The organism is Bacillus sp. FJAT-42315, assembly GCF_002797375.1.
Classification (GTDB): domain Bacteria; phylum Bacillota; class Bacilli; order Bacillales; family Domibacillaceae; genus Bacillus_CE.
This window is the reverse complement of the sequence record NZ_KZ454941.1, coordinates 2,590,687-2,616,335: the sequence shown is the minus strand read 5'-3', so window position 1 is coordinate 2,616,335 and position 25,649 is coordinate 2,590,687. Positions and strand designations below refer to the sequence as shown.

General features: G+C 39.2%; 30 protein-coding genes. 21 read left to right on the top strand and 9 right to left on the bottom strand.

The window, feature by feature from the left end; genetic code table 11:
• Positions 1 to 161 precede the first annotated feature (161 nt).
• Both CEF22_RS12810 and CEF22_RS12805 read left to right on the top strand, forming a co-directional pair.
• Positions 162 to 1,373, top strand: coding sequence for an EAL domain-containing protein (locus CEF22_RS12810; protein ID WP_100403167.1), 1,212 nt, complete (start codon positions 162 to 164; stop codon positions 1,371 to 1,373).
• 64 nt (positions 1,374 to 1,437) lie between these two features.
• On the top strand, positions 1,438 to 1,671 hold the full coding sequence (locus tag CEF22_RS12805; protein WP_095479756.1) for a hypothetical protein: 234 nt from the start codon (positions 1,438 to 1,440) through the stop codon (positions 1,669 to 1,671).
• A gap of 41 nt (positions 1,672 to 1,712) precedes the next feature.
• Here CEF22_RS12805 and CEF22_RS12800 read toward each other — a convergent pair whose 3' ends face one another.
• Positions 1,713 to 1,958 (bottom strand): glutaredoxin family protein, encoded by a 246-nt coding sequence (locus CEF22_RS12800; protein WP_100403166.1) that lies wholly within the window; start codon positions 1,956 to 1,958, stop codon positions 1,713 to 1,715.
• 180 nt (positions 1,959 to 2,138) lie between these two features.
• Between CEF22_RS12800 and CEF22_RS12795 the strand changes: the two genes are divergently transcribed.
• From CEF22_RS12795 to CEF22_RS12770, 6 genes are all read left to right on the top strand, one after another.
• On the top strand, positions 2,139 to 2,390 hold the full coding sequence (locus CEF22_RS12795; protein WP_095479758.1) for a YkuJ family protein: 252 nt from the start codon (positions 2,139 to 2,141) through the stop codon (positions 2,388 to 2,390).
• 149 nt (positions 2,391 to 2,539) lie between these two features.
• Entirely contained in the window at positions 2,540 to 2,980 is a 441-nt protein-coding gene (gene cbpB / locus CEF22_RS12790) for a cyclic-di-AMP-binding protein CbpB (RefSeq protein WP_100403165.1), read from the top strand.
• Positions 2,981 to 3,110: 130 nt separating this feature from the next.
• Positions 3,111 to 3,980: a LysR family transcriptional regulator gene (locus tag CEF22_RS12785; protein ID WP_095479759.1), complete on the top strand. Its 870-nt coding sequence runs from the start codon at positions 3,111 to 3,113 to the stop codon at positions 3,978 to 3,980.
• Between the two features lie 113 nt (positions 3,981 to 4,093).
• A complete protein-coding gene (gene dapD / locus CEF22_RS12780) occupies positions 4,094 to 4,804 on the top strand; it encodes a 2,3,4,5-tetrahydropyridine-2,6-dicarboxylate N-acetyltransferase (RefSeq protein ID WP_095479760.1) in 711 nt (236 codons plus the stop codon).
• Positions 4,805 to 4,885: 81 nt separating this feature from the next.
• Positions 4,886 to 6,019, top strand: a complete 1,134-nt coding sequence (locus CEF22_RS12775; RefSeq protein ID WP_100403164.1) for an N-acetyldiaminopimelate deacetylase — start codon at positions 4,886 to 4,888, stop codon at positions 6,017 to 6,019.
• A 78-nt stretch (positions 6,020 to 6,097) separates the two neighbouring features.
• A complete protein-coding gene (locus CEF22_RS12770; protein WP_095479763.1) occupies positions 6,098 to 6,760 on the top strand; it encodes a potassium channel family protein in 663 nt (220 codons plus the stop codon).
• A gap of 51 nt (positions 6,761 to 6,811) precedes the next feature.
• Here the strand turns inward: CEF22_RS12770 and rnjA are convergent, their stop codons facing one another.
• Together rnjA and CEF22_RS12760 are read right to left on the bottom strand one after the other, a co-directional pair.
• Positions 6,812 to 8,479, bottom strand: a complete 1,668-nt coding sequence (gene rnjA / locus CEF22_RS12765; RefSeq protein ID WP_100403163.1) for a ribonuclease J1 — start codon at positions 8,477 to 8,479, stop codon at positions 6,812 to 6,814.
• A gap of 3 nt (positions 8,480 to 8,482) precedes the next feature.
• Complete coding sequence (locus CEF22_RS12760; RefSeq protein ID WP_100403162.1) at positions 8,483 to 8,692, bottom strand: DNA-dependent RNA polymerase subunit epsilon; 210 nt, start codon at positions 8,690 to 8,692, stop codon at positions 8,483 to 8,485.
• Positions 8,693 to 9,193: 501 nt separating this feature from the next.
• On the opposite strand from CEF22_RS12760, the gene CEF22_RS12755 reads away from it, so the two are divergent.
• Entirely contained in the window at positions 9,194 to 9,964 is a 771-nt protein-coding gene (locus CEF22_RS12755; protein ID WP_100403161.1) for a Cof-type HAD-IIB family hydrolase, read from the top strand.
• Between the two features lie 44 nt (positions 9,965 to 10,008).
• On the opposite strand, the gene def is transcribed toward CEF22_RS12755, so the two are convergent.
• The gene (gene def / locus CEF22_RS12750; RefSeq protein WP_100403160.1) at positions 10,009 to 10,563 is read right to left on the bottom strand and encodes a peptide deformylase; all 555 of its coding nucleotides are present in this window, start codon (positions 10,561 to 10,563) and stop codon (positions 10,009 to 10,011) included.
• 483 nt (positions 10,564 to 11,046) lie between these two features.
• On the opposite strand from def, the gene pdhA reads away from it, so the two are divergent.
• The 5 genes from pdhA to CEF22_RS12720 all read left to right on the top strand — a co-directional run bounded on the left by pdhA (position 11,047) and on the right by CEF22_RS12720 (position 16,511).
• On the top strand, positions 11,047 to 12,159 hold the full coding sequence (gene pdhA / locus CEF22_RS12745; protein WP_100403159.1) for a pyruvate dehydrogenase (acetyl-transferring) E1 component subunit alpha: 1,113 nt from the start codon (positions 11,047 to 11,049) through the stop codon (positions 12,157 to 12,159).
• Between the two features lie 3 nt (positions 12,160 to 12,162).
• Entirely contained in the window at positions 12,163 to 13,140 is a 978-nt protein-coding gene (locus CEF22_RS12740) for an alpha-ketoacid dehydrogenase subunit beta (protein ID WP_100403158.1), read from the top strand.
• A gap of 42 nt (positions 13,141 to 13,182) precedes the next feature.
• Complete coding sequence (locus CEF22_RS12735; RefSeq protein ID WP_100403157.1) at positions 13,183 to 14,487, top strand: dihydrolipoamide acetyltransferase family protein; 1,305 nt, start codon at positions 13,183 to 13,185, stop codon at positions 14,485 to 14,487.
• A 5-nt stretch (positions 14,488 to 14,492) separates the two neighbouring features.
• Positions 14,493 to 15,902 (top strand): dihydrolipoyl dehydrogenase, encoded by a 1,410-nt coding sequence (lpdA, locus tag CEF22_RS12730; protein WP_100403156.1) that lies wholly within the window; start codon positions 14,493 to 14,495, stop codon positions 15,900 to 15,902.
• A gap of 492 nt (positions 15,903 to 16,394) precedes the next feature.
• A complete protein-coding gene (locus tag CEF22_RS12720; RefSeq protein ID WP_100403155.1) occupies positions 16,395 to 16,511 on the top strand; it encodes a GapA-binding peptide SR1P in 117 nt (38 codons plus the stop codon).
• 77 nt (positions 16,512 to 16,588) lie between these two features.
• On the opposite strand, the gene CEF22_RS12715 is transcribed toward CEF22_RS12720, so the two are convergent.
• Positions 16,589 to 18,058, bottom strand: a complete 1,470-nt coding sequence (locus CEF22_RS12715; protein WP_100403154.1) for an aminotransferase class I/II-fold pyridoxal phosphate-dependent enzyme — start codon at positions 18,056 to 18,058, stop codon at positions 16,589 to 16,591.
• A gap of 184 nt (positions 18,059 to 18,242) precedes the next feature.
• Between CEF22_RS12715 and CEF22_RS12710 the strand changes: the two genes are divergently transcribed.
• Positions 18,243 to 19,205, top strand: coding sequence for an NAD(P)H-dependent flavin oxidoreductase (locus CEF22_RS12710; protein ID WP_100403153.1), 963 nt, complete (start codon positions 18,243 to 18,245; stop codon positions 19,203 to 19,205).
• A 25-nt stretch (positions 19,206 to 19,230) separates the two neighbouring features.
• Positions 19,231 to 19,503, top strand: a complete 273-nt coding sequence (locus CEF22_RS12705) for a UPF0223 family protein (RefSeq protein ID WP_100403152.1) — start codon at positions 19,231 to 19,233, stop codon at positions 19,501 to 19,503.
• 55 nt (positions 19,504 to 19,558) lie between these two features.
• On the opposite strand, the gene CEF22_RS12700 is transcribed toward CEF22_RS12705, so the two are convergent.
• Positions 19,559 to 20,179: a YktB family protein gene (locus CEF22_RS12700; protein WP_100403151.1), complete on the bottom strand. Its 621-nt coding sequence runs from the start codon at positions 20,177 to 20,179 to the stop codon at positions 19,559 to 19,561.
• A 55-nt stretch (positions 20,180 to 20,234) separates the two neighbouring features.
• Between CEF22_RS12700 and CEF22_RS12695 the strand changes: the two genes are divergently transcribed.
• The gene (locus CEF22_RS12695) at positions 20,235 to 20,432 is read left to right on the top strand and encodes a hypothetical protein (RefSeq protein ID WP_232726116.1); all 198 of its coding nucleotides are present in this window, start codon (positions 20,235 to 20,237) and stop codon (positions 20,430 to 20,432) included.
• A 157-nt stretch (positions 20,433 to 20,589) separates the two neighbouring features.
• Positions 20,590 to 21,387 (top strand): inositol monophosphatase family protein, encoded by a 798-nt coding sequence (locus CEF22_RS12690; RefSeq protein ID WP_100403150.1) that lies wholly within the window; start codon positions 20,590 to 20,592, stop codon positions 21,385 to 21,387.
• A gap of 132 nt (positions 21,388 to 21,519) precedes the next feature.
• Here CEF22_RS12690 and CEF22_RS12685 read toward each other — a convergent pair whose 3' ends face one another.
• Entirely contained in the window at positions 21,520 to 21,705 is a 186-nt protein-coding gene (locus tag CEF22_RS12685) for a YlaF family protein (RefSeq protein WP_100403149.1), read from the bottom strand.
• Between the two features lie 155 nt (positions 21,706 to 21,860).
• On the opposite strand from CEF22_RS12685, the gene typA reads away from it, so the two are divergent.
• Both typA and CEF22_RS12675 read left to right on the top strand, forming a co-directional pair.
• Complete coding sequence (gene typA, locus CEF22_RS12680; protein ID WP_100403148.1) at positions 21,861 to 23,696, top strand: translational GTPase TypA; 1,836 nt, start codon at positions 21,861 to 21,863, stop codon at positions 23,694 to 23,696.
• Positions 23,697 to 23,717: 21 nt separating this feature from the next.
• Positions 23,718 to 24,026, top strand: a complete 309-nt coding sequence (locus CEF22_RS12675; protein WP_100403147.1) for a YlaH-like family protein — start codon at positions 23,718 to 23,720, stop codon at positions 24,024 to 24,026.
• 40 nt (positions 24,027 to 24,066) lie between these two features.
• Here the strand turns inward: CEF22_RS12675 and CEF22_RS12670 are convergent, their stop codons facing one another.
• Positions 24,067 to 24,267, bottom strand: a complete 201-nt coding sequence (locus CEF22_RS12670) for a YlaI family protein (RefSeq protein ID WP_100403146.1) — start codon at positions 24,265 to 24,267, stop codon at positions 24,067 to 24,069.
• A gap of 138 nt (positions 24,268 to 24,405) precedes the next feature.
• Here CEF22_RS12670 and CEF22_RS12665 point away from each other — a divergent pair, with 138 nt between their 5' ends.
• A complete protein-coding gene (locus tag CEF22_RS12665) occupies positions 24,406 to 24,870 on the top strand; it encodes a pyridoxamine 5'-phosphate oxidase family protein (RefSeq protein ID WP_100403145.1) in 465 nt (154 codons plus the stop codon).
• 24 nt (positions 24,871 to 24,894) lie between these two features.
• Here the strand turns inward: CEF22_RS12665 and CEF22_RS12660 are convergent, their stop codons facing one another.
• A complete protein-coding gene (locus CEF22_RS12660) occupies positions 24,895 to 25,509 on the bottom strand; it encodes a YhcN/YlaJ family sporulation lipoprotein (protein ID WP_442857370.1) in 615 nt (204 codons plus the stop codon).
• Positions 25,510 to 25,649: the final 140 nt, after the last annotated feature.

The window sequence follows — 25,649 nt, the reverse complement described above, 5'->3', positions numbered from 1 at the left end:
ATGGTTCTTTTTATTGGTATATTATTACAATTATATACTGTTTTTACCTTTAAATTTTATGTAACTTAAAGTATAATATAAATATAATCATAGGTTAACTATTGAATAAATAATCATTTTTTTGTATAATTAAAAGCAATGCTGAGTTGGAGGAAGAGTGGATGGATGCATTAGAAATTATGTCACAGCTTGATCATGTCACGCCTTTTTTTCAACCGATTTTTAGTGCAGATGAGCATAAAATCATTGGATATGAAGTGTTAGGGCGTTTCTTAATAGGTAATGAAGCAAGAAGTTTAGGCCCTTTTTTTCATGATCAAGAAGTACCTGATGAATACTTAATTGAGGTAGAGGATCTCATATTAAAGAAAGCGTTATCATTGTATTTGAATTCCGGTATTCAGGCGAAGTTGTTTATTAATAGAAATGCTCGGTTATTGAAAGATGACTATGGAGAACATTTATTGATCATTTTGCAGGAATATGAAGAGAAGGGCTTGCGTTTAAGCGATATTGTCCTTGAAATTTCTGAATCAGAATATAGCAAAGAGTTAGAACACGTATTAAGGTATTATAAAACATTTGGTATTCAAATTGCGATTGATCATATTGGTGAAAGGAGCGGAGATGTTTATAAATATACGGGCTATGCACCTAATATTTTAAAGGTAAGCTTGCAGGCATTGCGGAAAAATTCTTCTGGTCAAACGTATAAAGACATTCTATATTCGATCTCGATGCTTGCTAGAAAAATTGGTGCTTCGTTGCTGTTTGAGAGCATTGAAATGGAATATCAACTGCAATATGCGTGGAAGCACGGAGGAAGATATTATCAAGGCTATTATTTGCAGGAGCCTTGTGCGCATTTTCTTCAAGAGGACATCCAAAAAGAAACGCTAAAAAGAAAATGTCAGGAATTTATTCTTCATGAAAAGCGCTCGCTTGAGAAAGTATACTTGTTAGCGGAATCGATTCAAACGGCATTACAGGATGTTGTTTCAAAGTATACAAAGCAAGCGATAGCGAAGGAACAATTGTTAGTTGAAATTGGCGAAAAGTTTGAAGATATGTGTTTTCGCATATATATATGTGATGAAAATGGATTTGAATTAACTTCGAATTATTTCAAAAAGGAAGGAAGCTGGATTTTCCAACCTGAGTATCTTGGGAAAAATTGGAGTTGGCGACCGTATTTTTTAGAGAATATTTTACGAATGCGAAAAAATCGAGTCGGTTTAATTTCTGATTTGTACAGCGATATCGAAAAAGGAGAGACGATTCGAACGTTTTCTTATGCTTTAAATGAACGTGAATATTTATTCATGGATATTTCATATGATTTTTTATTTGAACAAGATGGTTTACTTTATTAATTTTGAATAAAATCACGAGACTAACTAATACTACCGTTAAGAAGCTCGATAGGGAGTGTTGAAGTTGAGTGATTTTTTCATTGTCTTAATCTTTGTTGGGTGCGTGACAGTCCTTCTGTCTGTATTTTATACTGTTCGGGTATTTAAACAGCACGAGACAGCAAAGGAAAGCTTAGATTCGTCGATCCCGGAAACTGTACAGCAGCATCCATATATTAAAAACCCTATTTTTTGGTCCTATATTATCGGATTTGGTGCTTTATTAATTTTCGTATTTTATTTAATAGCCAATAGGTAATAAGAGGAAAAAGGAGGCTCAAGGTTGAACCTCCTTTCGGTTTAAAGGTTATGTTTGTTTAAAAGTTCGTTTAACCTATCAATGTCAAATCCTCGTATAACTTCGTTTTCTACAATAATGGTTGGAGTAGATAAAGACTCCCACTTGATTTGTAGCTCTTCCTTAAATAGTGGATTAGACGCAAGGTTCCTTTCTTCATAGCGCACTCCACGATCGTTGAAAAATAATTTGATAATATTGCATGGCGGACATTCTGGTTGGGTATACAGAATAATAGAAGCCAACATTTTCCCCTCCTATAAACTCATAAAAGCCTTATTTTCAATATAAAATAAAATAAAATAGTTGGATATGAAATAGATGTATGGTATATTTCATTTGCCTATTTATTTTATAACAAAAGGATTATGTACGGTCAAAAACAAAATAAATATTGGAAAGACAGATGAAAGGGGCCAACCGATACTATGTCACAATTAATGGGAATCATCCAACGTTTGAAATCATTGCAAGAAGGCGGAGAAGCAGGCGAGGTTCAACAACGACTGTTCGAAGTGAACGGAAAAACTTTATGTCAGGTGAAATATTTTCCAGGAAAAGATACATTTGAACTAGAAGTATACGATAAAGATGGTAAAGGAAGTAAATATCCTTTTGATGATATCGATATGACAGCAATTGAGATCTTTGACTTATTACAAGAAGAAAAACAACAATGATTCATATAATGCCCTGCTTCATTCAATGAGCAGGGGTTATTTATGTTTAATAATGGAACGAAAGTGGATAACTTTGATATAATGAAAAAAGGGTGTAATGTATTATTTGGGGAGTAAAGCGCTTACAAAAAGAACAAAGGGGTAGTTCAATGATTTCTTTTCAAAGTAAGGACGTATTAAATACAAATATAATGGATTACATAATCTCGTCAGAAAAAGTCGCTCATGTTCAGCCGGGGAATAATCTGGAGCATGCGCTCTTAGTGCTCACAAAAAGCGGCTACACAGCTATTCCGGTTTTAGATGCTAAATACCGATTGCAAGGATTAATTAGTATTCCAATGATTACAGAGGCTATTTTAGGTTTGGAAAGAATTGAATTTGAGAAGCTAGAAAATATGAAAGTGGAAGAAGTGATGGCAATTGACAAGCCGTCGTTAACAGTCCATGATCATTTCCGTAAAGCACTTGGATTATTAATCAATCACCCTTTTTTGTGTGTTACCAATGAAGAAGGGGAGTTTCAAGGTATTCTGACGAGAAGGGTCATCTTAAAGCAACTGAACTATCATGTTGATCAGTTGAAATAAAAATTTATAAAATGGTCTGATAGAGTCAGGCCCCTCTTGATCACATACAATGCTAATTAGCGTTGTGAAAGGGGGGTGGCTTTTTTGTCTTTAGCATAAAGGTAAACGGTTAACGTTTGGGGGGATATCGATGTTATTTTCAGAGTCGCAACTACTAACTGTATTAGCGGAAGAGATGAATATGAGAAAAGCTGCGGAGCGTTTATTTGTCTCTCAACCTGCGCTGTCGCAACGATTACAAACGATTGAAAAGGGTTGGGGAACGAGAATATTTAATCGAACGACAAAGGGATTAACGTTGACGCCAGCGGGAGAAATGATTATTCAATTTTCAAAAGAAGTAGTGGAAAAAAGAGAAAAGGTAGTTGAAAGCATCCAATCATTGGAATCGGAAGTTCATGGAACATTAAAAATCGCTTGTGCATCCATTGTTGGACAAAACTGGCTCCCGCAAGTGTTAAAACGTTTTGTTGAACGATATCCTCATGCTAAAATTTCTTTAATGACCGGTTGGAGCAGTGAAATTTCTAAGGCATTATATGAAGGGGAAGTACATATAGGAATCATTCGCGGCACACCTGATTGGAAAGGGAGAAAAATTCATTTATTTGAGGACAGTCTGTTTTTAGTTGATCGGGAAATTAAATATGTAGATGAAATATTAACAACAGATAAGCCGTTTATTCAATTTAAAAGCGACTCAACCTACTTTCAGGAAATACAAGAATGGTGGCATCGTCAATTTCAAAGTGCGCCGAAACAATCGATTATTGTCGATCAAATTGAGACATGTCGACAAATGGCGTTTAACGGAATCGGCTATGCAATATTGCCTGAAATAACGTTAAATGGCACATTGAGTGAAGTGTATAAAATCCCCTTGCTTGATCAAGATCAATGCCCTCTACGTCGGGATACATGGCTTCTAGGGTATGACTCAGCTTTTGAGTTAAGACAAGTCCAAGCATTTATTGAAGTAATTGAAGAGTTTAAACAGTAACGATGTCATCTGGTGAAAATTGCTTGTGAAATTTACTTCACTCTGTTAAATTAATAAGAAATGCAGACGAAATCGTCGGCAATACATAAGTTGTTAGAGGAGGAATACATAACATGAAAATGATGGATGCACACGAGATTATTTCCTTTATTGGAAACAGTAAAAAATCAACACCAGTAAAAGTATACGTAAAAGGTGACGTAGAAGGTATCGACTTCGGCTCATCTGCTCAAACATTCCTTGAAGGAAAATCAGGAGTCGTCTTCGGTGAATGGTCAGAAATTTCTGAAGCCATCCAACAAAACCAAGATAAAATTGAAGACTATGTAGTTGAAAACGACCGTCGCAACTCAGCGATTCCTTTGCTAGACCTTAAAGGCATTAATGCTAGAATTGAACCAGGAGCAATTATTCGTGATCAAGTAGAAATCGGCAATAATGTCGTAATCATGATGGGGGCGTCTATTAATATCGGTTCTGTCATTGGCGACGGAACAATGATTGATATGAATGCGGTTCTTGGTGGGCGTGCGACTGTCGGGAAAAACTGTCATGTAGGAGCAGGAGCTGTCATTGCTGGCGTTATTGAGCCGCCATCTGCTAAGCCAGTTGTGCTAGAAGATGATGTATTAATCGGAGCGAATGCGGTTATTTTAGAAGGCGTTACAGTCGGAAAAGGTTCTGTTGTTGGAGCAGGAGCGATCGTAACGAAAGACATTCCTCCATACTCTGTAGCAACAGGTGCACCAGCAAAAGTCATTAAGCAAATCGATGACAAAACAAAGTCTAAAACAGAAATTATGCAGGAGCTTCGTAAACTATAAGAAGCTACTGTGAGTTAAAGAATCGATCAGGCGTGGGCTTTTAAGCTCACGCCTGTTTTTAAAGAAAAGAGGGCAAGCAATATGACGATTAATCAATTCATTCAAATTAGAAGAGATCTTCATCAAATACCAGAGCTCGGATTTCAAGAAGTAAAAACTCAGCGTTATTTATTAGATTATTTGCAAACTCTTTCCCAAGACCGATTGGAAATTAACACATGGAAAACAGGAATATTAGTGAAAATTAAAGGAAAGAACCCCTCGCGTACGATTGGGTATCGAGCGGACATCGATGGGTTGCCGATTACTGAGCAAACAGAATTGCCGTTTAGCTCCACACATGAAGGAGCGATGCATGCATGCGGTCATGATATGCATATGAGTATCGGTCTTGGCGTGTTAACTCATTTTGTAGAAACAGAAATCAATGATGATCTAGTATTTATATTTCAGCCGGCCGAAGAGGGCCCTGGTGGTGCTGCACCAATGATGCAAAGTGACATGCTACAGCAATGGATGCCGGATGAAATTTATGCTCTTCATATTGCGCCTGAATACCCAGTTGGCTCCATCGCTACGAAACCTGGTCTATTGTTTGCTAATACATCAGAACTATATATTGATTTAAAAGGGAAAGGTGGTCATGCGGCGTATCCTCATGAAACGAAGGATATGGTTGTTGCAGCGGCTCACTTAACGACCCAGTTGCAAACGATTGTAGCAAGAAATATCGATCCACTCGATAGTGCTGTAGTGACGATAGGGAAGATTACTGGTGGAACGGTTCAAAATATTATTGCAGAGACAGCTAGAATGGAAGGTACGATTCGCACCCTTTCTGCTGAAGCGATGCAAAAGGTGAAGAAGCGGATAGAAGCGTTAGTAAAAGGCATCGAATATGGGTTTGATTGTGAAGCTAGAATCGATTATGGAAGTAATTATTATCAAGTAAATAATGATCAAGCCGTTGCGGATCGTTTCATGAATTTTATGGAAGAAAAAGAAGGTGTTCAATTAGTTGTTTGTAAAGAAGCAATGACAGGTGAGGACTTCGGTTACATGTTGAAGGAAATACCAGGACTTATGTTCTGGCTCGGAGTAGGCTCAGAATATGGCTTGCATCATGCGAAATTAAATCCAAACGAAGAGGCGATTACTTTTGCAATAGAAGCGATCACAAGCTATTTTCAATATTTGTCTGATCAAGATAAATAAGAAGCAACAGCTGTTTTATTCCGATTTGTGGTAAAATAAACGTAGCTTGAATTTTGTTTAATTAGTGGAGGAATTTTTGTGAAAAAAGAGTTTGTCGTCATTGGTTTAGGTCGTTTCGGTGGGAGTATTTGTCGAGCGCTAGCAGAACAAGGGATGGAAGTTATGGCTATTGATGTCGATGAGGATCGGGTCAATGAATTTGCTTCGATTGCTTCTCATGCTGTAGTAGCGGATACAACAGATGAATCCGTTTTAAAGAGCTTGGGGATTAGGAATTTTGACCATGTAATTGTTGCCATTGGAGATGATATTCAATCCAGTATTTTAACTACGCTCATATTAAAGGAAATAGGTGTGCAGCGCATTACAGCAAAGGCGCAAAATGACTACCATGAAAAAGTATTAAGAAAAATTGGTGCTGACCAAGTGGTGCATCCGGAACGCGATATGGGCAAACGAATTGCTAATAATATGATTTCAAATAATGTGTTAGATTACTTAGAATTATCAGACGAACATTCCATTGTGGAAATTGTTGCCAATGAATTATTAGCAGGCAACTCGATTATAGATTTGGATATTCGAGCACGATATGGCATTAATATTGTGGCAATTAAAAGAGGTAGAGAAGTGATTGTTTCTCCTCACCCAGCGGAACCTATTCAAAAAGATGATCTATTAATTGTTATTGGTGCTGATTCAGATATTAGTCGTTTTGAGAAGAGAGTAATGAATGGGTAATAACCAAAAAAGGATGCATGTTTCTTTGCATCCTTTTTGTCGATATATTTTTTACACTTCCATAATAATTGGCAAAATCATTGGGCGACGCTTCGTTTTCTCATAAAGAAATGGAGCTAACGTATCAATGATTTCATTTTTGATCTCAGACCATTGAGATGTTTTCTTGTTTAGTACTTTATGAATATGTTTATTGAGCATGCTTTGTGCTTCATAAATTAAGTCACCTGATTCACGCATATAAACAAATCCACGAGAAATAATATCTGGACCTGCTTCTACCTTATAGTCCTTCATATTGATGCTGACGACAACAATGACAAGCCCTTCTTCAGATAAAATCCGGCGGTCACGCAAGACAATATTTCCGATATCGCCGATTCCACTACCATCAATGTAGACAGAACCAGAAGGGATTTTTCCTGCAATCTCAGCAGAATCCCTACTCAAGGCTAACACATCGCCATTGTCCATAATAAAACAATGATCTTCTGGCACGCCACAGTCGACTGCATGTTGAATATGAACCCTTTGCATGCGGTATTCCCCATGGATCGGCATAAAGAATTTAGGTTTAATCAAGCGAAGCATTAGCTTTTGTTCTTCTTGTCCACCATGACCAGAAGTGTGAATATCACTTAATGATCCGTGAATGACTTCAGCTCCTGCACGGTAAAGCATATTGATCGTTCTGTTCACACTAATCGTGTTTCCAGGAATAGGAGAGGAAGAAAAGACGACTGTATCTCCAGGTTGTATTTGTATTTGACGATGTGTACCATTAGCAATTCTAGATAAAGCAGCCATAGGTTCCCCTTGGCTTCCTGTACATAGAATAGTTACTTTGTTAGCTGGTAAACGATTCAGCTGTTGCGTATCGACAAATGTATTTTTTGGGCAGCGGATGTAACCTAGCTCTTGACCGATATTAATAGCAGCTTCCATGCTACGTCCGAAAACGGCTACTTTTCTACCGTTTTCTACAGCGGCTTCTACCACTTGTTGAAGACGATGGATGTTTGAAGCGAAGGTTGCAAAGATAATTCTTCCCTCCACCTTACGGAAAACATCATGGATGCTTTCACCAACACGACGTTCAGACATAGTGAAGTTAGGCACCTCACTATTTGTGCTGTCAGACAAAAGGCAAAGAACGCCTTCTTTTCCGATTTCAGCCATTTTTGTTAGGTTGGCTGGTTCTCCAACTGGAGTGAAGTCGAATTTGAAATCTCCTGTATGAACAATGTTCCCAGGAGGCGTTTTCACAACAATTCCATAGGAGTCAGGGATGCTATGCGTCGTACGGAAGAAAGTAACCGATGTCTTTCTAAATTTAATCACATCATCTTCATGGATTTCATGAAGAGTCGTCTGACGAAGTAGCCCATGCTCTTCTAATTTATTTCTAATTAATCCAAGAGCAAGCTTCCCGCCATATATAGGAATATTCACTTGACGAAGCAAGTAAGGAATCCCACCGATGTGATCTTCGTGCCCATGAGTAACAAATAATCCTTTAATTTTGTCTGCATTTTTTTCTAAGTAAGTATAATCGGGGATGACATAATCGATCCCTAGCAGTTCGTCTTCAGGGAATTTGATTCCCGCATCAATTAAAATAATTTCATCTTGAAATTGAACTGCGTACGTATTTTTGCCGATCTCACCCAAACCGCCTAGGGCGAAAACAGCTGTTTGATCATTTTTAACAAATTTCATAAGTTAGAGTTGCTCCAATTTAAAGTTTGGAGATTGCTTTTCGTAGTCTAAATAAGAATTTTCGATCTTTTGAACGAATTCAACATTATATGGGCGGTTTTTTAATGCGTGACGAACTTCACGTTCAGAGTTTGCTTCTGTATAAAGCACTCTAGTGTGCTCACGTACTGGTACTTCTTCTTTTTTTTCTTGATAATACACTTTAAAAATCATTGTATTCTCTCCTTATCCGAAATGTATATCTAAACTGGTCCCCCAGTTTTTATAAATACCGTCATTTGTTAATTTATATTATATAGAATGCCCAATATTTTTTCATGCGTTAAGCTTTGCGTTCACATAGCTAGATAGCATTTAGTATGGGCAATTATTATTGTTTTACACAAAGACAGCCCTTCATAAAGGAAGGGCTCAACCATTCTTTATTATGCGATTGATTTTCTTCTGAGCATATCTTTCCACTGTTTTGCAAGCTTCTTCTTTAGCTTCTTTAACATAGTGGATCACTCCTTAGCTGTATTTTACCACAACACTGTCCAAATATAAAGTAAAACAGGAAATGGTCGCGGTGGCTGTATGTATAGTATGCTATGTGTAAAGCATTTTTTATTAATGGTAAAATAAGGTGTATTTTGTTGACTTTCCGTAATAATTCGGTTAGTTTTGACTCGAAAGCCCTTATGAATAATAGAGGAAATAAAAGGAGTCGTCAAGATGACTAAAATCGTTTTTTTTGATATTGATGGAACACTTCTAAATCATGAGAAACAGCTTCCTGCTCGAACAAAAGAAGCGGTTAAATTGCTACAAAACAAAGGGGTTTACACCGCTATTGCAACTGGAAGAGCTCCGTTTATGTTTGAAGATTTGCGAAAAGAATTAAATATTGAATCGTTTATTAGTTTTAATGGACAGTATGTTGTATTTGAAGGAGAAGCCGTTTATTTAAATCCTTTACATATCGATCCTTTAAGGAATCTAGTGGCTCAAGCAAAAGAGAAAGAGCATCCACTTGTATTTATGAATGAATCAAAGATGAGATCGAATCATCCTCAACATACGCATATTGAAACAAGTTTCAGAAGTTTGAATTTTCCTCACCCGGAATCTCAACCAGATTTTTATCAACAAAATGATTTATATCAAACTCTACTGTTTTGTAGCGAAGAGGATGAGATGAACTATCGAGAGCAATTTCCTGAATTCACATTCATTAGATGGCATCCTTACTCTCTTGATATTGTGCCAGTAGGAGGTTCAAAAGCAGTGGGGATAGAGAGAATGTTAGAACGCCTTCCGTTTGAGTTGGAAGATGTGTACGCATTTGGAGATGGATTAAACGATATTGAAATGTTACAAGCGGTAGGAACGGGTGTGGCGATGGGGAATGCTCACCCAATTGTGAAAGAACAGGCGGATATGGTGACAGCCGACGTGGCTGATGATGGCATATTTTTAGCTCTGGAGAAGCTTGGACTTATTTAATTGTAAAAAAACAAGCCAGACGTAGATGCTGGCTTGTTTTTTGGTTAACGTTCGATGGGTGTAGCGCCTTCTTGTGCTTGGAAAGGTTTTTTTGGATCAATATGATCATAAAACATCACACCGTTTAAATGATCAATTTCATGTTGAAATACGATTGCCGGAACTCCTTTTAAACGAAGCTTCACTTCTTCGCCTGCAAGAGTGGTTCCCTTCACGGTGACTCTGGCATAGCGGTGAACATAGCCTGGGACGTCGCGATCAACAGATAAGCAACCTTCTCCTGTCGCTAAATAAGTTTTTTCCACTGAGTGGCTGACAATGCGTGGGTTAAAGAGGGCGTAACTCAACAATTGATCGTTGTCATCATGCACTTGTACCGCAATCATCCGTTTTGAAACACCGATTTGCGGAGCGGCTAACCCTACACCTGGACGCAATCCATATTTGCCTGAGATTTCAGGATCTTGGCTGTTTTTTACATATTCAATAAGGTTTGCTAATATTTGATGATCTTCTTCACTGGCAGGAAGAACGACTTCCGCTGCTTTTTCTCGTAAAGTAGGATGCCCTTCACGGATGATATCTTTCATTGTAATCATAATTCAAACCTTCTTTCTTTACATCAATGATTATCGATAGTTTATCAAATAAATGTCATTTTGTTAATGAAAGTGTGAGCGCTTAAGAAAATAGTGAATAATTGAGCAATATGTTGGTTAGTTTTCTTTTAATAAGGAAAGAGTATTTATGGGTATAGAAATTTGTGAGTTCTACTCTATAACAGATCGGAATTTTCAATTTTTTTATAGTACAGAAGGCTTTTTAGAAGTAATACAGTTGTTTTTTTGAAAACATTTCATTTATTTTGAATGAGCGAACCATCCGTTTATTTTATTTGACTTCACGCTGCTCAATATTATAAACTATTGACTGTATACTAGGGGTTGTACTAGTTATATACAGCATGTTAATTAGTACAGAAGCAATTCGACTCCTTAAAGGAATTATTCGTATGTATTATAGGGACGAGTTGCACAATAAACAGACACACTATTTAGAAAACGAAAGGGTAGGTGGCTTTCATGAGTGCTAAGAAAAAGGTACCATTCGATGCGAAAAAAACGCTCGAAATGATTGAAGATCAATTTGAAATGGTTCAAATTTTAAACGAAAAAGGCGAAATTGTTAATGAAGAGGCGATGCCGCAATTAACGGATGATCAGCTTCAAGAATTAATGACTCGCATGGTATATACACGAGTATTAGATCAGCGCTCGATCTCTTTAAACCGTCAAGGTCGCTTAGGGTTCTATGCGCCAACAGCTGGACAGGAAGCTTCACAAATTGCTTCTCATTTTGCTTTAGAAAAAGAAGATTGGATTTTACCAGGATATCGTGATGTTCCTCAAATTATTTGGCACGGACTACCACTATACCAAGCGTTTTTATTCTCGCGTGGACATTTTCACGGCAACCAAGTTCCAGAAGGAGTCAACGTATTAGCGCCGCAAATTATTATTGGTGCTCAATATATCCAAAATGCTGGAGTAGCATTAGGCCTTAAAAAACGTGGAAAGGAAGCGGTTGCAGTTACATATACAGGCGATGGCGGTTCATCACAAGGTGATTTCTATGAGGGAATTAACTTTGCTGGTGCTTTCAATGCTCCTGCCATCTTCATTGTACAAAACAATCAGTTTGCGATTTCTACTCCACGAGAAAAGCAAACAGCAGCTAAAACGATCGCTCAAAAAGGGATCGCGGCTGGTATTCCAAGTGTGTTAGTAGACGGGATGGACCCGCTTGCTGTTTATGCGGTTGTACGTGAAGCGCGTGATCGTGCGCTTAACGGCGAAGGTCCTACACTAATTGAAACAATGTGTTATCGTTACGGTCCACATACAATGGCGGGGGATGACCCAACACGTTATCGTACGTCAGATCTTGACAATGAATGGGAAAAGAAAGATCCATTAGTACGTTTCCGTAAATTCCTTGAAGGCAAAGGTTTATGGAATGAAGAGAAGGAAAATGAAGTCATTGAGCGTGCGAAAGAAGAAATTAAACAGGCAATCAAAAAAGCGGATGATACGCCAAAACAAAAAGTAACCGACTTAATGTCGTTCATGTATGAAGAAATGCCGCAAAATTTAAAAGAGCAATTCGAATTATATAAAGAGAAGGAGTCGAAGTAAGCCATGGCCCAAATGACAATGATCCAAGCAATTACGGATGCTTTGCGCACGGAACTAAAGAATGATGAAAACGTATTAGTCTTTGGGGAAGACGTAGGAGTAAACGGCGGGGTTTTCCGTGCAACAGAAGGTCTTCAAAAAGAATTCGGTGAAGATCGTGTGTTTGATACGCCGCTAGCTGAATCTGGAATTGGTGGCCTTGCTGTTGGTCTTGCTTTAGAAGGCTTCCGACCTGTACCTGAAATTCAATTCTTCGGGTTCGTTTATGAAGTAATGGATTCTGTCAGCGGACAATTAGCACGTCTTCGCTACCGCTCTGGCGGAACGTATCCGGCTCCTGTAACGATTCGTTCTCCGTTCGGTGGAGGCGTTCATACACCTGAGCTGCATGCAGATAGTTTAGAAGGGTTAGTTACGCAACAACCAGGATTGAAAGTGGTAATCCCTTCTACTCCTTATGATGCAAAAGGACTATTGATTTCTGCTATTCGTGATAACGATCCTGTTATTTTCTTAGAGCATATGAAATTATACCGTTCTTTCCGTCAAGAGGTACCTGAAGAGGAGTATACAATCCCACTAGGTAAAGCAGAGGTAAAACGTGAAGGAACTGATTTATCGATTATTACTTATGGAGCAATGGTACATGAATCCATTAAAGCCGCAGAAGAGCTTGAAAAAGAAGGCTTCTCTGTAGAAGTAGTGGATTTACGTACAGTACAACCGCTTGATATTGATACGATCATTTCATCTGTTGAAAAAACAGGTCGCGTCATTGTTGTTCAAGAAGCACAGAAGCAAGCAGGTATTGCGGCTAACGTTGTAGCAGAAATTAATGAACGTGCGATCCTTAGCCTTGAGGCACCTGTTCTGCGTGTAGCGGCTCCAGATACGGTTTTCCCATTCTCGCAAGCAGAGTCTGTGTGGCTTCCTAACTATAAGGATGTCATCGAAACGGCGAAAAAAGTACTTACTTTTTAATTCATAAAAATATAATTTGACATTAATGGGAGGTAGAAGACTTTGGCTTTTGAATTTAGATTGCCTGATATCGGTGAAGGTATCCATGAAGGCGAAATCGTTAAGTGGTTTGTTAAGCAAGGCGATAAAGTGCAAGAGGACGATGTGCTTTGTGAAGTGCAAAATGATAAAGCAGTAGTAGAAATCCCTTCTCCAGTTGCTGGTACTGTAGAAGAGATTTTAGTAGACGAAGGCACGACAGCAATTGTTGGAGATGTACTTGTTAAATTTGATGCTCCTGGATATGAGAACTTAAAGTTTAAAGGAGATCATGAAGAGAAAACAGAAGCAAAAGAAGAAGCGACACCAGAAGCGGACACAGCACCAGTAGCGGCACAGAAAGAAGAGGTAGATCCTAGTCGTCGAGTGATCGCTATGCCTTCTGTTCGCAAATATGCTCGTGAGCGTGAAGTAGATATTCGACAAGTAGCTGGAACAGGCAATAACGGGCGTGTGTTGAAGCAAGATATTGATGCTTACCTATCAGGTGGACAAAACGTTGCGACAGCGACACCGGAAGCTCCAGTTGTAGAAGCGAAAGACGAACAAGCAATGCCAGCTGAAGAGACAAAGGCTGCAGCAAAAGTTGTTCTGCCTGAAGGAGAATTCCCTGAAACTCGTGAGAAAATGAGTGGCATTCGTAAAGCAATTGCTAAAGCGATGGTGAATTCGAAGCATACAGCTCCACATGTTACATTAATGGACGAAGTGGAAGTAACGAAATTATGGGCTCACCGCAAGAAATTTAAAGATATTGCAGCGGAAAAAGGTATCAAGTTGACGTTCCTTCCATATGTAGTGAAAGCTTTAACGAGCGCTTTGCGTGAGTATCCTGCATTGAATACTTCTCTTGATGATGCAGCAGGAGAAATTATTCAAAAGCATTATTACAATATCGGAATTGCGGCTGACACAGATAAAGGCTTGCTAGTACCGGTTGTAAAAAATGCTGATCGTAAATCGATGTTTACGATCTCCGATGAAATCAATGAATTAGCTGGCAAAGCTCGTGATGGTAAGTTAGCTCCAGATGAAATGAAAGGTGCTTCTTGTACAATTACGAACATCGGCTCAGCTGGCGGACAATGGTTTACACCGGTTATTAACCATCCAGAAGTGGCGATTCTTGGAATCGGAAGAATTTCTGAAAAAGCTATTGTAAAAAATGGTGAAATTGTAGCCGCACCTGTGTTAGCATTATCATTGAGCTTTGACCACCGCATGATTGATGGAGCCACTGCTCAAAATGCGCTTAATCATATTAAGCGATTATTAAATGATCCAGAACTTTTATTAATGGAGGCGTAAGACAAATGGTAGTAGGAGATTTCCCAATCGAAACGGACACTATAGTAATTGGTGCAGGACCTGGTGGATATGTAGCAGCGATTCGTGCTGCGCAGCTAGGCCAAAAAGTAACAATCGTGGAGAAAGCCAACCTTGGTGGCGTATGCTTAAACGTTGGTTGTATTCCTTCGAAAGCATTACTAACTGCAGGACATCGTGTAGAGCAAGCAAAACATTCTGATGATATGGGAATTGTTGCAGAAAATGTAACAGTTGACTTTGAAAAGGTTCAAGCATGGAAAGCTGGCGTTGTTAAGAAATTGACTGGTGGAGTAGAAGGGCTTTTAAAAGGAAACAAAGTTGAAATCGTTCGCGGTGAAGCGTACTTTGTCGATGCAAACACTCTTCGCGTAATGGATGAAAATTCTGCTCAAACATACAATTTCAAACATGCAATCATTGCAACTGGTTCTCGTCCGATTGAAATCCCTAACTTTAAATTTTCTGACCGCGTGCTTGATTCTACTGGCGCTCTTGGCTTGAAAGAAATCCCAAGCAAAATGGTCGTTGTAGGCGGTGGATACATCGGTGCTGAGTTATCTACAGCATATGCAAACCTTGGTACAGAAATTACAATTCTTGAAGGTGCAGCAGAGATTTTAAGTGGCTTTGAAAAGCAAATGTCTGCTCTTGTGAAGCGTAATTTAAAAGCAAAAGGTGTAAACATGGTCACAAAAGCAATGGCGAAATCAGCGGAAACAACAGAAAATGGTGTCGTTGTTACTTATGAAGCTGATGGCAAAGAAGAAAAAATCGAAGCGGATTACGTGCTAGTAACAGTTGGTCGTCGTCCTAACACAGACGAGCTTGGACTTGAGCAAGCAGGCGTGAAATTAACAGAGCGTGGCTTAATCGAAATCGACAAGCAATGCCGTACGAGCGTTGCCAACATTTTCGCGATCGGTGATATCGTACAAGGCCCTCCATTAGCTCATAAAGCTTCTTATGAAGGAAAAATTGCAGCTGAAGTGATTGCGGGAGAAAAGGCTGAAATTGATTACTTAGGTATTCCAGCTGTCTGCTTTACTGAGCCAGAATTAGCGACTGTTGGTTATACAGAAGCAGAAGCGAAAGAAGAAGGTATTGAAATCGTTGCTGCGAAGTTCCCATTTGCAGCAAATGGTCGTGCCTTGGCTCTTAACAGCACAGATGGCTTTGTGAAGCTTGTGACTCGTAAAGAAGATGGCTTGATTATCGGTGCGCAAATTGCAGGTGCTGGTGCTTCTGACATGATCTCCGAGCTTGGTCTAGCGATCGAAGCAGGTATGACAGCAGAAGATATCGCAATGACGATTCATGCTCATCCAACATTAGGTGAAATTTCTATGGAAGCTGCTGAAGTAGCTATAGGAACACCTATTCATATCGTAAAATAATGTTTATTTAAAGAATAAGACTGTCTAAAACGACAGTCTTATTTTTTTTTGGACGAGTTAGTATTAACAAGCAGAGGGTCATTCATATAATAAAAACAGTCTGTGATGAAATGAGTGGATGATCGATATGGCTTATTACATTGTTTTTATCATTCAATGGATGATTTGGAGCTTTTATTCTTTGGCTCGTTGGTTATCGAAAGGAGATTCAGCGGAATTTCATTGGTTGTTATTTTTGATGTTTTTCTATTTATGTGTTGTAGTCGCTAGAAAACTGCTTGACCATAAACGGAGCTACATGATGACCGTTATGATTCTGTTATCCTATTTTTCTTTTCGATGGCTTATGTCATTATTTTTTTAATAATGTTAGCAAAATAGGATAGAAAAAAATAAATGTGACATACAATTTAGGCTTGAAAAATTAAATGTGTTATATTATTATAAATACAAATATAAACCGCTTACAAAATAAAGGAGAGGGTGTTGAATATGGGGACCATTGTTTGTAAGTCTTGCTTAGATACAATTGAACATTTTGAAGACGAGAAAGTATCTATTTTATACTCACACTGTGGCTGTGAAGAGGAAATAGAACTGGAAGATTAATTGTTTATCCAAAAAGGGATGATGATACAAAAAGAGGCGATTTCCAAAGGGGAATCGCCTCTTTTTATTCAAGAGTGTTAACTAATCGCTTTTCGTTCTCGAATCACTCGCAATGTTTTTAACTCGAAGTCTTCGGGACCTTGAACGGGTAATCCCGCCTCGAGATTTTTACTAATATACGTTAGATTTTCTTCTGTAATAATTTCTCCTGGAATAAAGATAGGAATGCCAGGTGGATACACCATCACGAATTCAGCGCTAATGCGGCCGGCCGCTTCGGTAAACGGAACAATTTCTGTTTCAGCATAAAAAGCATCTCTTGGAGAGAGAGCAATGACTGGAATATCAGGTAATAACACTTCCGTATGGGACGATCTGTTACCTTTCGCACATTGGTCTGCTAATTGACGAAGTGCGCGGACTAAAGTTTCAGCGTCTTCTTTCGTATCTCCAGGTGTGACAATGCAGAGTAAATTGTAAAGGTCGGATAGTTCCACTTCAATATTGTAATGCTCTCTTAACCAAACTTCTGCTTCATGACCCGTGATACCGAGAGCTTTCACAGAGATAATCAATTTCGTTGGATCATAGTCAAAAGTAGCTTTCGTACCGAGAATTTCTTCTCCTACACAATATAAGCCATCAATCTCGTTAATTTGCGTGCGGATCGACTGAGCTAGTTGAATCGCCTGCTCAATGAGCGCTTTCCCTTGTGTAGCTAACTGTCTTCTAGCTGTGTCAAGAGAAGCAAGAAGGATGTAGGAGGTTGATGTCGTCGTCATCATACTCAAAATCGTTTGAACACGTTGAACGGATACAAGTCCTTCCTTCACATTGAGGATCGAGCTTTGCGTCATCGATCCGCCAAGTTTATGAACGCTTGTCGCAGCCATATCAGCACCGGCTTGCATCGCAGAGAGCGGTAAGTCATCATGGAAATGAATATGTACTCCATGAGCTTCGTCAACAAGTACAGGCACATCATAGGAGTGAGCGATTTCCACAATTTGTCGCAAATCTCCTGAAACACCAAAGTAAGTTGGGTTAATGACGAGAACTCCCTTAGCATCAGGATGCTTCTCTAATGCACGCTGAACAGCATCTACTGTGATTCCGTGAGAAATACCAAGTTCTTTATCGACTTCTGGGTGGATGAAAATCGGGATCGCTCCAGAAAATACGATGGCTGTCATGACGGACTTATGCACATTTCGAGGAACGATGATTTTTTCACCAGGTCCACAAACGGTCATCACCATCGTCATAATGGCGCCGCTCGTTCCTTGAACGGAGAAAAATGTGTGATCAGCTCCAAATGCTTTTGCCGCTAAATTTTGAGCTTGTTCGATGATTCCTTTCGGTTGATGAAGATCATCAAGTGGAGCAATATTAATTAAATCAATGGATAAGGCATTCTCACCGATGAAATCACGAAATTCGGGATCCATACCATTTCCTTTTTTATGTCCAGGTATGTGGAATTGTACCGGATTCTTTTTTGCGTGCTCTAATAAGCCTGTAAATAATGGTGTTTCAAATTGGGACAACTTACCTTTCACCTCTTTTATCACTTTATTTATTGATTATTTAATTAATCGACATTTTTTGCATAAAACAAGAGAATTATAGCATGTTGACATAGCTTTGCCTAGAAAGTTTTTAAATATTCTTAGTAGAAAAAAGGATTTACGCTTTCAAAGAGAGAAATGAAAAAAGAGGAGGGTGATGGTGATGAACTGGGAAACGAGAATTACGAAATTGTTAAATATTCAATATCCAATCATTCAAGGAGGGCTGGCACACTTAGCTTATTCCGATTTAGCCGCAGCTGTGTCTAATGCTGGTGGACTCGGGCAAATTACCGCGATGTCTTTGTCAGATCCTGAACAGTTACGAGATGAAATTAAAAAAGTGCGTTCAATGACTGATCGACCATTCGGTGTCAACTTTTCTATCGGACAGCAAAGGCGACCATTTGCTGCTTATTTAGATGTGGCGATTGAAGAAAAAGTACCGGTGATCTCCATGACAGGTGGAAATCCTGCCCCGTTATTTCAACAGCTTGAGGGGACAGGAATTAAAACGCTTGTACTTGTTGCTGCTGTGAGACAAGCACAAAAAGCGGAGGAGCTTGGAGCTGATGCTGTCATGGTTGTCGGACAAGAGGGTGGAGGACATCTTGGCCGAAGTGATACAGGGACGTTCGTTCTCGTTCCTAGAGTTGTAGAAAGTGTCAATATCCCTGTCATTGCATCCGGAGGCATCGGGGATGGTCGAGGATTGATGGCGGCGCTCTCTTTAGGGGCGGAAGGCATTGAAATGGGGACACGATTTATTGCCACGAGAGAATGTGTGCATGCCTCTGAACTGTATAAAAAGACTTTGATTGAAGGAAGCGAAAATGATACAGTGGTCATTAAGCGCTCTCTCGGGGCACCAGCACGCGCCATTGCCAACAGCTGGACAGATAAAATCTTGGCAATTGAAGAAGAGCATGGCGACTACGAAAGCTTGAAAGAGTACATAAGTGGTGTCGCAAACAAGCGTTACATTCATGAGGGGAAAGAAGAGGAAGGGTTCGCTTGGGCTGGACAGGTGATGGGATTAATTCATGATGCCCCACCTGTGAGTGAGCTAATCAACAAGATGATTGCGGATGGTGAAGAGATTCGCAGAAAATGGGGAACATCGTAAGAAAAGACAAAAGAAGGTGAAGTACATGGAATATTCTTATCCTTTTTCAACGGATTGGACGACAGAAGAAGTGATAGATGTCATTAAGTTTTTTGAAGCGATCGAAAACGCTTATGAGAAAGGCGTCAATAAAGAAGAGCTGATGATAGCTTATCGCCGTTTTAAAGAAATTGTTCCAAGTAAGGCGGAAGAAAAAAAGCTCTGTAATGAATTTGAAGAGGTAAGCGGCTATTCTTCTTACCATGCCGTGCAAAAAATGAAAGCGGCCGAAGACGGCGAGCGAATTAAAATGAAGTAACAATGAAAGAGGCTGACCAATCGTCAAAAAACGATTAGTCAGCCTCTTCATTTGTTTAAGATAATTTGTATAGGGGTATTAATTTGACAAAAGCATCATAAACTGTGTCAAGAAATTCTGTTCTGTTCATGTGAATGACGTCGTCCCTATGCAGATGGATGCCACAAAGTATTTCTGCTTTTTTCACCGATTGGAGACGTTGAAATAGCTGGAGTAGCTGCTCGTCTGATAAATCCACCATTTTAGTAGCTGTCGGTTTTGTGTGATCGTCTGACCAGACAAAGTGACTAGGAATTATTTCGCGTATCGATTCTATATTTTTTTCAAGCAGGGAGCCAATTTCAGCTTTTCGAGGTGCTTCATAAATGACGGCATACCAAATAAACATATGCGTCCCCCATAAGCCAATTTGAAAGTGAGGATGTTTTTTGTAGCCGCGCTTATTATTAGCAAAGGCTACCCATGTGTCATCTGGTGGATTAACTGTACGGCGAGCGTGTTTTGCCACATGATAAAACATTTCATCTCCAGCTAGCTGACCCAATTCTTGTGAAAAAAAAGTCCCTAAAGCTTCTAGTTTCGGTCTGATATGTTGTTGTAGAGCGTCCATTCTTGGTTGTAATCCATCAATTGAGAACACTTGAAAATCATCTGTTGTAAAACCGGTAAATTCCATGAAATATCCTCCTTGAGTTGTTCGTCCATATCATATCATAAAAAGGAGTGCTTGCATGATGAAACAAGTGGTGAATGGTCTGATTAAACAAACACAAACGAAACAAAGACTAGCTGTGATCCGTCTCGAACTTGATTATGAATTAGCCGTCCTATTTGAAGCGATGCAAAAGAACGATCGAATCCAAATGGAGAAATCGAAAGCGGTATTACGAAAATTATGGGAACAATTGCAAAAAGATGATGAACAGTAGCTATAAAGAAGTAGGAAAATGAAAAAAATGAGAAAATGGGCTCGTCTATCCAACTAGCGAGTCTATTTTTATTTAAAAAAGTGGTGTTATATACTATAATGTCAAATAAGTTAAAAAATTTCACTTGGTACATTATGTCCACGTTGGAGGAATGGTCATGGCAAATTGGACGGAAATAGATCGGTATGCAAAGCAATGGATTGCGGATGCTGGGAAGTCAATTCGAGACTCCTTTATGCATTCTTTAAGCATACAAACAAAATCAAACCCTAATGACTTAGTAACAAATATGGATAAAGAAACAGAAAAGTATTTCATTTCCAATATTCGTCGCACCTACCCTGACCATGGCATTTTAGGAGAAGAAGGGCATGGAGATCAACTACACTCACTAGATGGAATTGTATGGATTATTGACCCGATTGACGGAACAATGAACTTTATCCATCAGCAGCGTAATTTTGTTATTTCTATTGGGATTTATGAAAATGGCGTCGGACGATTAGGTTATATTTATGATGTCACTCATGACGAACTTTATTTTGCGGAGAAAGGGAAAGGCGCTTACATGAATGAAGTGAGGTTGCCGCCTTTGAAACAAGTTCCCATTCACCAAGCTCTCATTGCTGTTAACGCCACATGGTTAGTGAAAAATGCGTACTTTGATCAACATAAACTCGCGTCTTTAGCGACTACTGTCAGGGGAACTCGTTCGTATGGTTCTGCTGCGCTAGAATTGGCTTACGTAGCGTCTGGAAGGATAGATAGCTATTTAACGATGAGGCTTTCACCTTGGGACTTTGCTGCCGGGAAAATTATTGTTGAAGAAGTTGGTGGAGTGGTGACTACCTTGCTTGGAGAAGAGTTGGACATGCTTTCTGTTAACAGTGTGTTTGCTGGAGAAACAAGCCTTCATTCGGACATACTGGATCAATTTTTATTACCGACGAAATAAGGCTGTCCGGCAGTAGCCATGCTCCTCTTAATTTATAGAGGGTGTGGCTACTAGCTTCAGGACAGCCTTTTACATATCATCTTTTATCCCGCATTAACAGGCTGAAACACCCTTGTTGATTGAAGTTTCACTTTATAATTTACCTGCTCTGCGCATTTTTGCTTTTGTTGAAAAACCAAACCCCATAACTGCAATAAGGGCAACCGCACATCCAATGATTCCGCTCATGCTTCTTTCACCGATAGCGATTCCCATGCCGATCATACAGGAAGCAGCTGCCAGTGCAAATAGAAAAAACACCCACTTGAATTCTCTCACGATCCGTCCCTCCTTTTTCTCTATTTTACAATAAAAAAATGATTTGACAATCCTAATTAACAAATAGGAATTCATGTTGACTTATGATATAATAATTCAGTTATTGAAGAATGATATCGAAATTGAGATGCTTATATTAGTCAGGAGGAACTAATTTGAATACAAGAAACGATTTGAAAAACATTGCGATTATTGCTCACGTTGACCATGGGAAAACAACGCTTGTTGATCAATTATTGAAACAATCTGGAATTTTTAGAAGCAATGAGCACATTGAAGAGCGCGCAATGGATTCAAATGACATTGAAAGAGAGCGCGGCATTACGATTTTAGCAAAGAATACTGCGATCCAATATAAAGATACGAAAATCAACATTCTAGATACACCAGGACATGCCGATTTCGGTGGAGAAGTTGAACGAATCATGAAAATGGTGGACGGCGTATTGTTAGTTGTCGATGCGTACGAAGGCTGTATGCCACAAACGCGATTTGTATTAAAGAAAGCGTTAGAACAGAATTTACGTCCAATCGTCGTTGTGAATAAAATCGACCGTGACTTTGCTCGTCCGGCAGAAGTAGTTGATGAAGTTCTTGAGTTGTTTATCGAGCTTGATGCGAATGATGAGCAACTTGAGTTCCCGGTGATTTATGCATCTGGTATTAACGGAACAGCAAGCGCAACGCCTGATAAGCAAGATGAGAACATGGAAGCTTTATACGAAGCGATCGTACAACATATTCCTTCTCCGATTGATAACAGAGAAGAGCCGTTACAATTCCAAGTGGCTTTACTTGATTACAATGATTATGTAGGTCGTATCGGAATTGGTCGCGTGTTCCGTGGAACGATTCAAGTAGGTCAACAAGTGGCCTTAATGAAGAATGATGGTACAGTAAAATCTTTCCGTGTAACGAAAATCTTTGGCTTCATGGGTCTGAAGCGTATGGAAATCCAAGAAGCTCACGCCGGCGACTTAATTGCTATATCTGGTATGGAAGACATTAACGTTGGGGAAACGATTTGTCCGATTGAACATCAAGAAGCGTTGCCAATTCTTCGTATTGACGAACCAACGCTACAAATGACTTTCCTTGTAAACAACAGTCCGTTTGCTGGTCGTGAAGGTAAATTTGTGACAGCGAGAAAGATTCAAGAGCGTCTAGAAGCACAGCTTGAAACAGATGTAAGCTTGCGAGTAGAAAATACCGATTCTCCTGATGAATGGATCGTGTCTGGTCGTGGAGAACTGCATTTATCGATTTTAATCGAAAATATGCGTCGTGAAGGATACGAATTACAAGTATCTAAGCCGGAAGTAATTGTTAAAGAAATTGATGGTGTTCGTTGTGAGCCGGTGGAACGCGTTCAAATTGATGTACCTGAAGAATACACAGGCTCCGTTATCGAATCATTAGGGTCGCGAAAAGGCGAAATGATTGATATGATTAATAATGGAAACGGTCAAGTTCGTCTTGTATTTAACGTTCCAGCTCGTGGATTAATTGGTTATACAACTGAATTTTTAACGATGACTCGAGGATATGGGATCATTAACCATACATTTGATAGCTACCAGCCGATGCAGCCAGGACGTGTTGGTGGACGTCGTCAGGGAGTACTTGTTTCTATGGAGTCAGGAAAATCTTCTCAATATGGTATTATGCAAGTTGAGGACCGTGGAACGATCTTTGTAGAACCAGGTACAGAAATTTATGGTGGAATGATTGTCGGCGAGCATACTCGTGAAAATGACTTAACCGTTAATATTACGAAAATGAAACAAGCAACAAACGTTCGTTCAGCAACGAAAGATCAAACAACTACGATGAAAAAACCAAGAATCATGTCTCTAGAAGAAGCGTTAGAGTATTTAAACGAGGACGAGTATTGTGAACTTACACCTGAATCGATCCGTCTTCGTAAAAAGATTCTTGATAAGAACGAGCGAGAAAGAGCCGCGAAAAAGAAGAAATACGAAGAAAACTAAGTGTTAAGGGGGAGTTAGGAAGTGGAAGGGTTAGAGCATGTCAGTCCACTACTGGGCGCCTTAATTAATGGAGTTGGGGTTACATGGGCTGTCAGGCTTTACTGGCTTGCCTTAGTGTTCCTGTCGATTTTAGTATACAATTTCGGTTTCGCTAAGAAGCTATCGCTTGGAAAAAACATTATTGTCTATATTTCCTTGGTCGTTGGTTCCTTGCTTTTATTAATTCTTTCTTACCAACTGCCAGTCGTTGAAAGTTTGTTTGTAGCTGCGTTAGTTCTTGGAATATATAAAGTTAGATTGCGCATGCATAAAAAAGAAAATGAAGTTTGAAAAAGGACCGCGAGATGCGGTCCTTTTTGTATACAGAGAACTATAGCCATTCTTTTTCTTTGCCGGAGCGGTAAATGTGGAATTGGCCAGTAGCAATTCGTGCTCTTGTCTTTTCAGCAATTCGATTGTCGCATTCTGAACACATATACGTGTGAATGGGTCGATTTCTTAATCTTTTTGCGATCAGTAAACTATCATCAATTTTCTCGATTTTCTCACATAAAATACATTTAACTCTCATTTGTAACCACCTCGTGCTTTTTCATTAGTATATCATGACTGTCTGTAAACATCTTCATATGAAAAAAGAAGGGATTCGTAAAATTCGGAAGTGACACAAATTTCATGTATAATGAAATTAAATAAGGAGGGGATTCATTTGGTTAATCGTTTGGAAACGCAATTAATTCCTGTATTGTTTGAAGCGTTACAAAATGACAGGTTTGTGACTGTAGCAACGATAGACCACGAAACTAGCAGACCAATGATTCATGCAATTTCCTGGATTTATGCGGTGGATGAAAGCACTCTTCGCTTTGCTGTTACTAGTCGCTCTCGGATGATTGAAAATTTAGAAAAAAATACAGCTATAAGTATCAACCTTATTGCAAATGAATCTACATATACGATTACAGGTCAAAGTAAGATTTTAACGAAGCAGGCATCATCAGTTCCATTGAAAGTGTCGATTGTCGAAATTCACATTGAAGAGATACGTGATGTGATGTTTTACGGCTCCAAAATGGTCTCTGAACCTGCTTATGAGAAAACATATGATATAGTCGCTGCTGAAAAGCTAGATCGACAAGTGATGGACGCATTAAAAAAAGGAACTGAATCATAATTCAGCTCCCTGATTTTGATACGATTATTTCTGATGGTTAGATTGTTCTTGCTGTTGTTTTTCTAACTGTCGATCTTCGTTTGGTGCAAGCTTTGTTTTCGGTTGCTCTGTCACTTTGTCAGCATCGTTTGTTTCGGTTAAGTTTCCAGGAATTTCAGGGATGGTGCGTCCAGCAATATCGGCTAATTCATTCGCCAATCCTTGAAGCGGTCGACCGTTGTTAATATCGGCTCTTATTTCTTGTAGCCTTGCATATAAATCGGGGTCAGCAACGACAAGAGCATTCGCTCCATACGGTTGGTTTTTCAGTGCTTCAGCAACGGTGTATTTGATTGAGCCAACTTCCGAGCGATCGAGATTAGCATCTACGTCAATTCCGACGATCGCATAATCGCCTACTGCGACTGCTGTGGCATTCTTGACTCCAGGCATGTCTTCGGCTGTTTTTGCTAAACGGTTTGATGCTTGTTGAATAGAAAGACGTTGACCTTCATTGATTTGATCATTTTTCACATTCACTTGATACGGTTGAGAATTGTGTCGATCGTCCTGTGTTTCTAAGCCAACTTCTTTTTTCTGGGCACAACCGAAAAGTGTGAATAAAGTGAGGAGAATAACAATTTTTTTCAATATGATCACCTCTTGATTATTTTAATTTAATAAGCTTTTTCTATTTCTATTGTGCGAATTTCGTCTATTCTTATGCATTAGCACATATATATTTACCAGCCCAACTGTAAGAACGCAACAAAGCTAATCTTCATATAATAAAAAAAGAT

What these genes read in the sequence shown, in the direction of transcription:
- CEF22_RS12810 (WP_100403167.1), top strand. Translation starts at nt 162, where the DNA reads ATGGATGCATTAGAAATTATGTCACAGCTTGATCATGTCACGCCTTTT.
- CEF22_RS12800 (WP_100403166.1), bottom strand. Translation starts at nt 1,958, where the DNA reads ATGTTGGCTTCTATTATTCTGTATACCCAACCAGAATGTCCGCCATGC.
- CEF22_RS12795 (WP_095479758.1), top strand. Translation starts at nt 2,139, where the DNA reads ATGTCACAATTAATGGGAATCATCCAACGTTTGAAATCATTGCAAGAA.
- cbpB (WP_100403165.1), top strand. Translation starts at nt 2,540, where the DNA reads ATGATTTCTTTTCAAAGTAAGGACGTATTAAATACAAATATAATGGAT.
- CEF22_RS12785 (WP_095479759.1), top strand. Translation starts at nt 3,111, where the DNA reads ATGTTATTTTCAGAGTCGCAACTACTAACTGTATTAGCGGAAGAGATG.
- dapD (WP_095479760.1), top strand. Translation starts at nt 4,094, where the DNA reads ATGAAAATGATGGATGCACACGAGATTATTTCCTTTATTGGAAACAGT.
- CEF22_RS12775 (WP_100403164.1), top strand. Translation starts at nt 4,886, where the DNA reads ATGACGATTAATCAATTCATTCAAATTAGAAGAGATCTTCATCAAATA.
- rnjA (WP_100403163.1), bottom strand. Translation starts at nt 8,479, where the DNA reads ATGAAATTTGTTAAAAATGATCAAACAGCTGTTTTCGCCCTAGGCGGT.
- CEF22_RS12760 (WP_100403162.1), bottom strand. Translation starts at nt 8,692, where the DNA reads ATGATTTTTAAAGTGTATTATCAAGAAAAAAAAGAAGAAGTACCAGTA.
- CEF22_RS12755 (WP_100403161.1), top strand. Translation starts at nt 9,194, where the DNA reads ATGACTAAAATCGTTTTTTTTGATATTGATGGAACACTTCTAAATCAT.
- def (WP_100403160.1), bottom strand. Translation starts at nt 10,563, where the DNA reads ATGATTACAATGAAAGATATCATCCGTGAAGGGCATCCTACTTTACGA.
- pdhA (WP_100403159.1), top strand. Translation starts at nt 11,047, where the DNA reads ATGAGTGCTAAGAAAAAGGTACCATTCGATGCGAAAAAAACGCTCGAA.
- CEF22_RS12740 (WP_100403158.1), top strand. Translation starts at nt 12,163, where the DNA reads ATGGCCCAAATGACAATGATCCAAGCAATTACGGATGCTTTGCGCACG.
- lpdA (WP_100403156.1), top strand. Translation starts at nt 14,493, where the DNA reads ATGGTAGTAGGAGATTTCCCAATCGAAACGGACACTATAGTAATTGGT.
- CEF22_RS12720 (WP_100403155.1), top strand. Translation starts at nt 16,395, where the DNA reads ATGGGGACCATTGTTTGTAAGTCTTGCTTAGATACAATTGAACATTTT.
- CEF22_RS12710 (WP_100403153.1), top strand. Translation starts at nt 18,243, where the DNA reads ATGAACTGGGAAACGAGAATTACGAAATTGTTAAATATTCAATATCCA.
- CEF22_RS12705 (WP_100403152.1), top strand. Translation starts at nt 19,231, where the DNA reads ATGGAATATTCTTATCCTTTTTCAACGGATTGGACGACAGAAGAAGTG.
- CEF22_RS12700 (WP_100403151.1), bottom strand. Translation starts at nt 20,179, where the DNA reads ATGGAATTTACCGGTTTTACAACAGATGATTTTCAAGTGTTCTCAATT.
- CEF22_RS12695 (WP_232726116.1), top strand. Translation starts at nt 20,235, where the DNA reads ATGATGAAACAAGTGGTGAATGGTCTGATTAAACAAACACAAACGAAA.
- CEF22_RS12690 (WP_100403150.1), top strand. Translation starts at nt 20,590, where the DNA reads ATGGCAAATTGGACGGAAATAGATCGGTATGCAAAGCAATGGATTGCG.
- CEF22_RS12670 (WP_100403146.1), bottom strand. Translation starts at nt 24,267, where the DNA reads ATGAGAGTTAAATGTATTTTATGTGAGAAAATCGAGAAAATTGATGAT.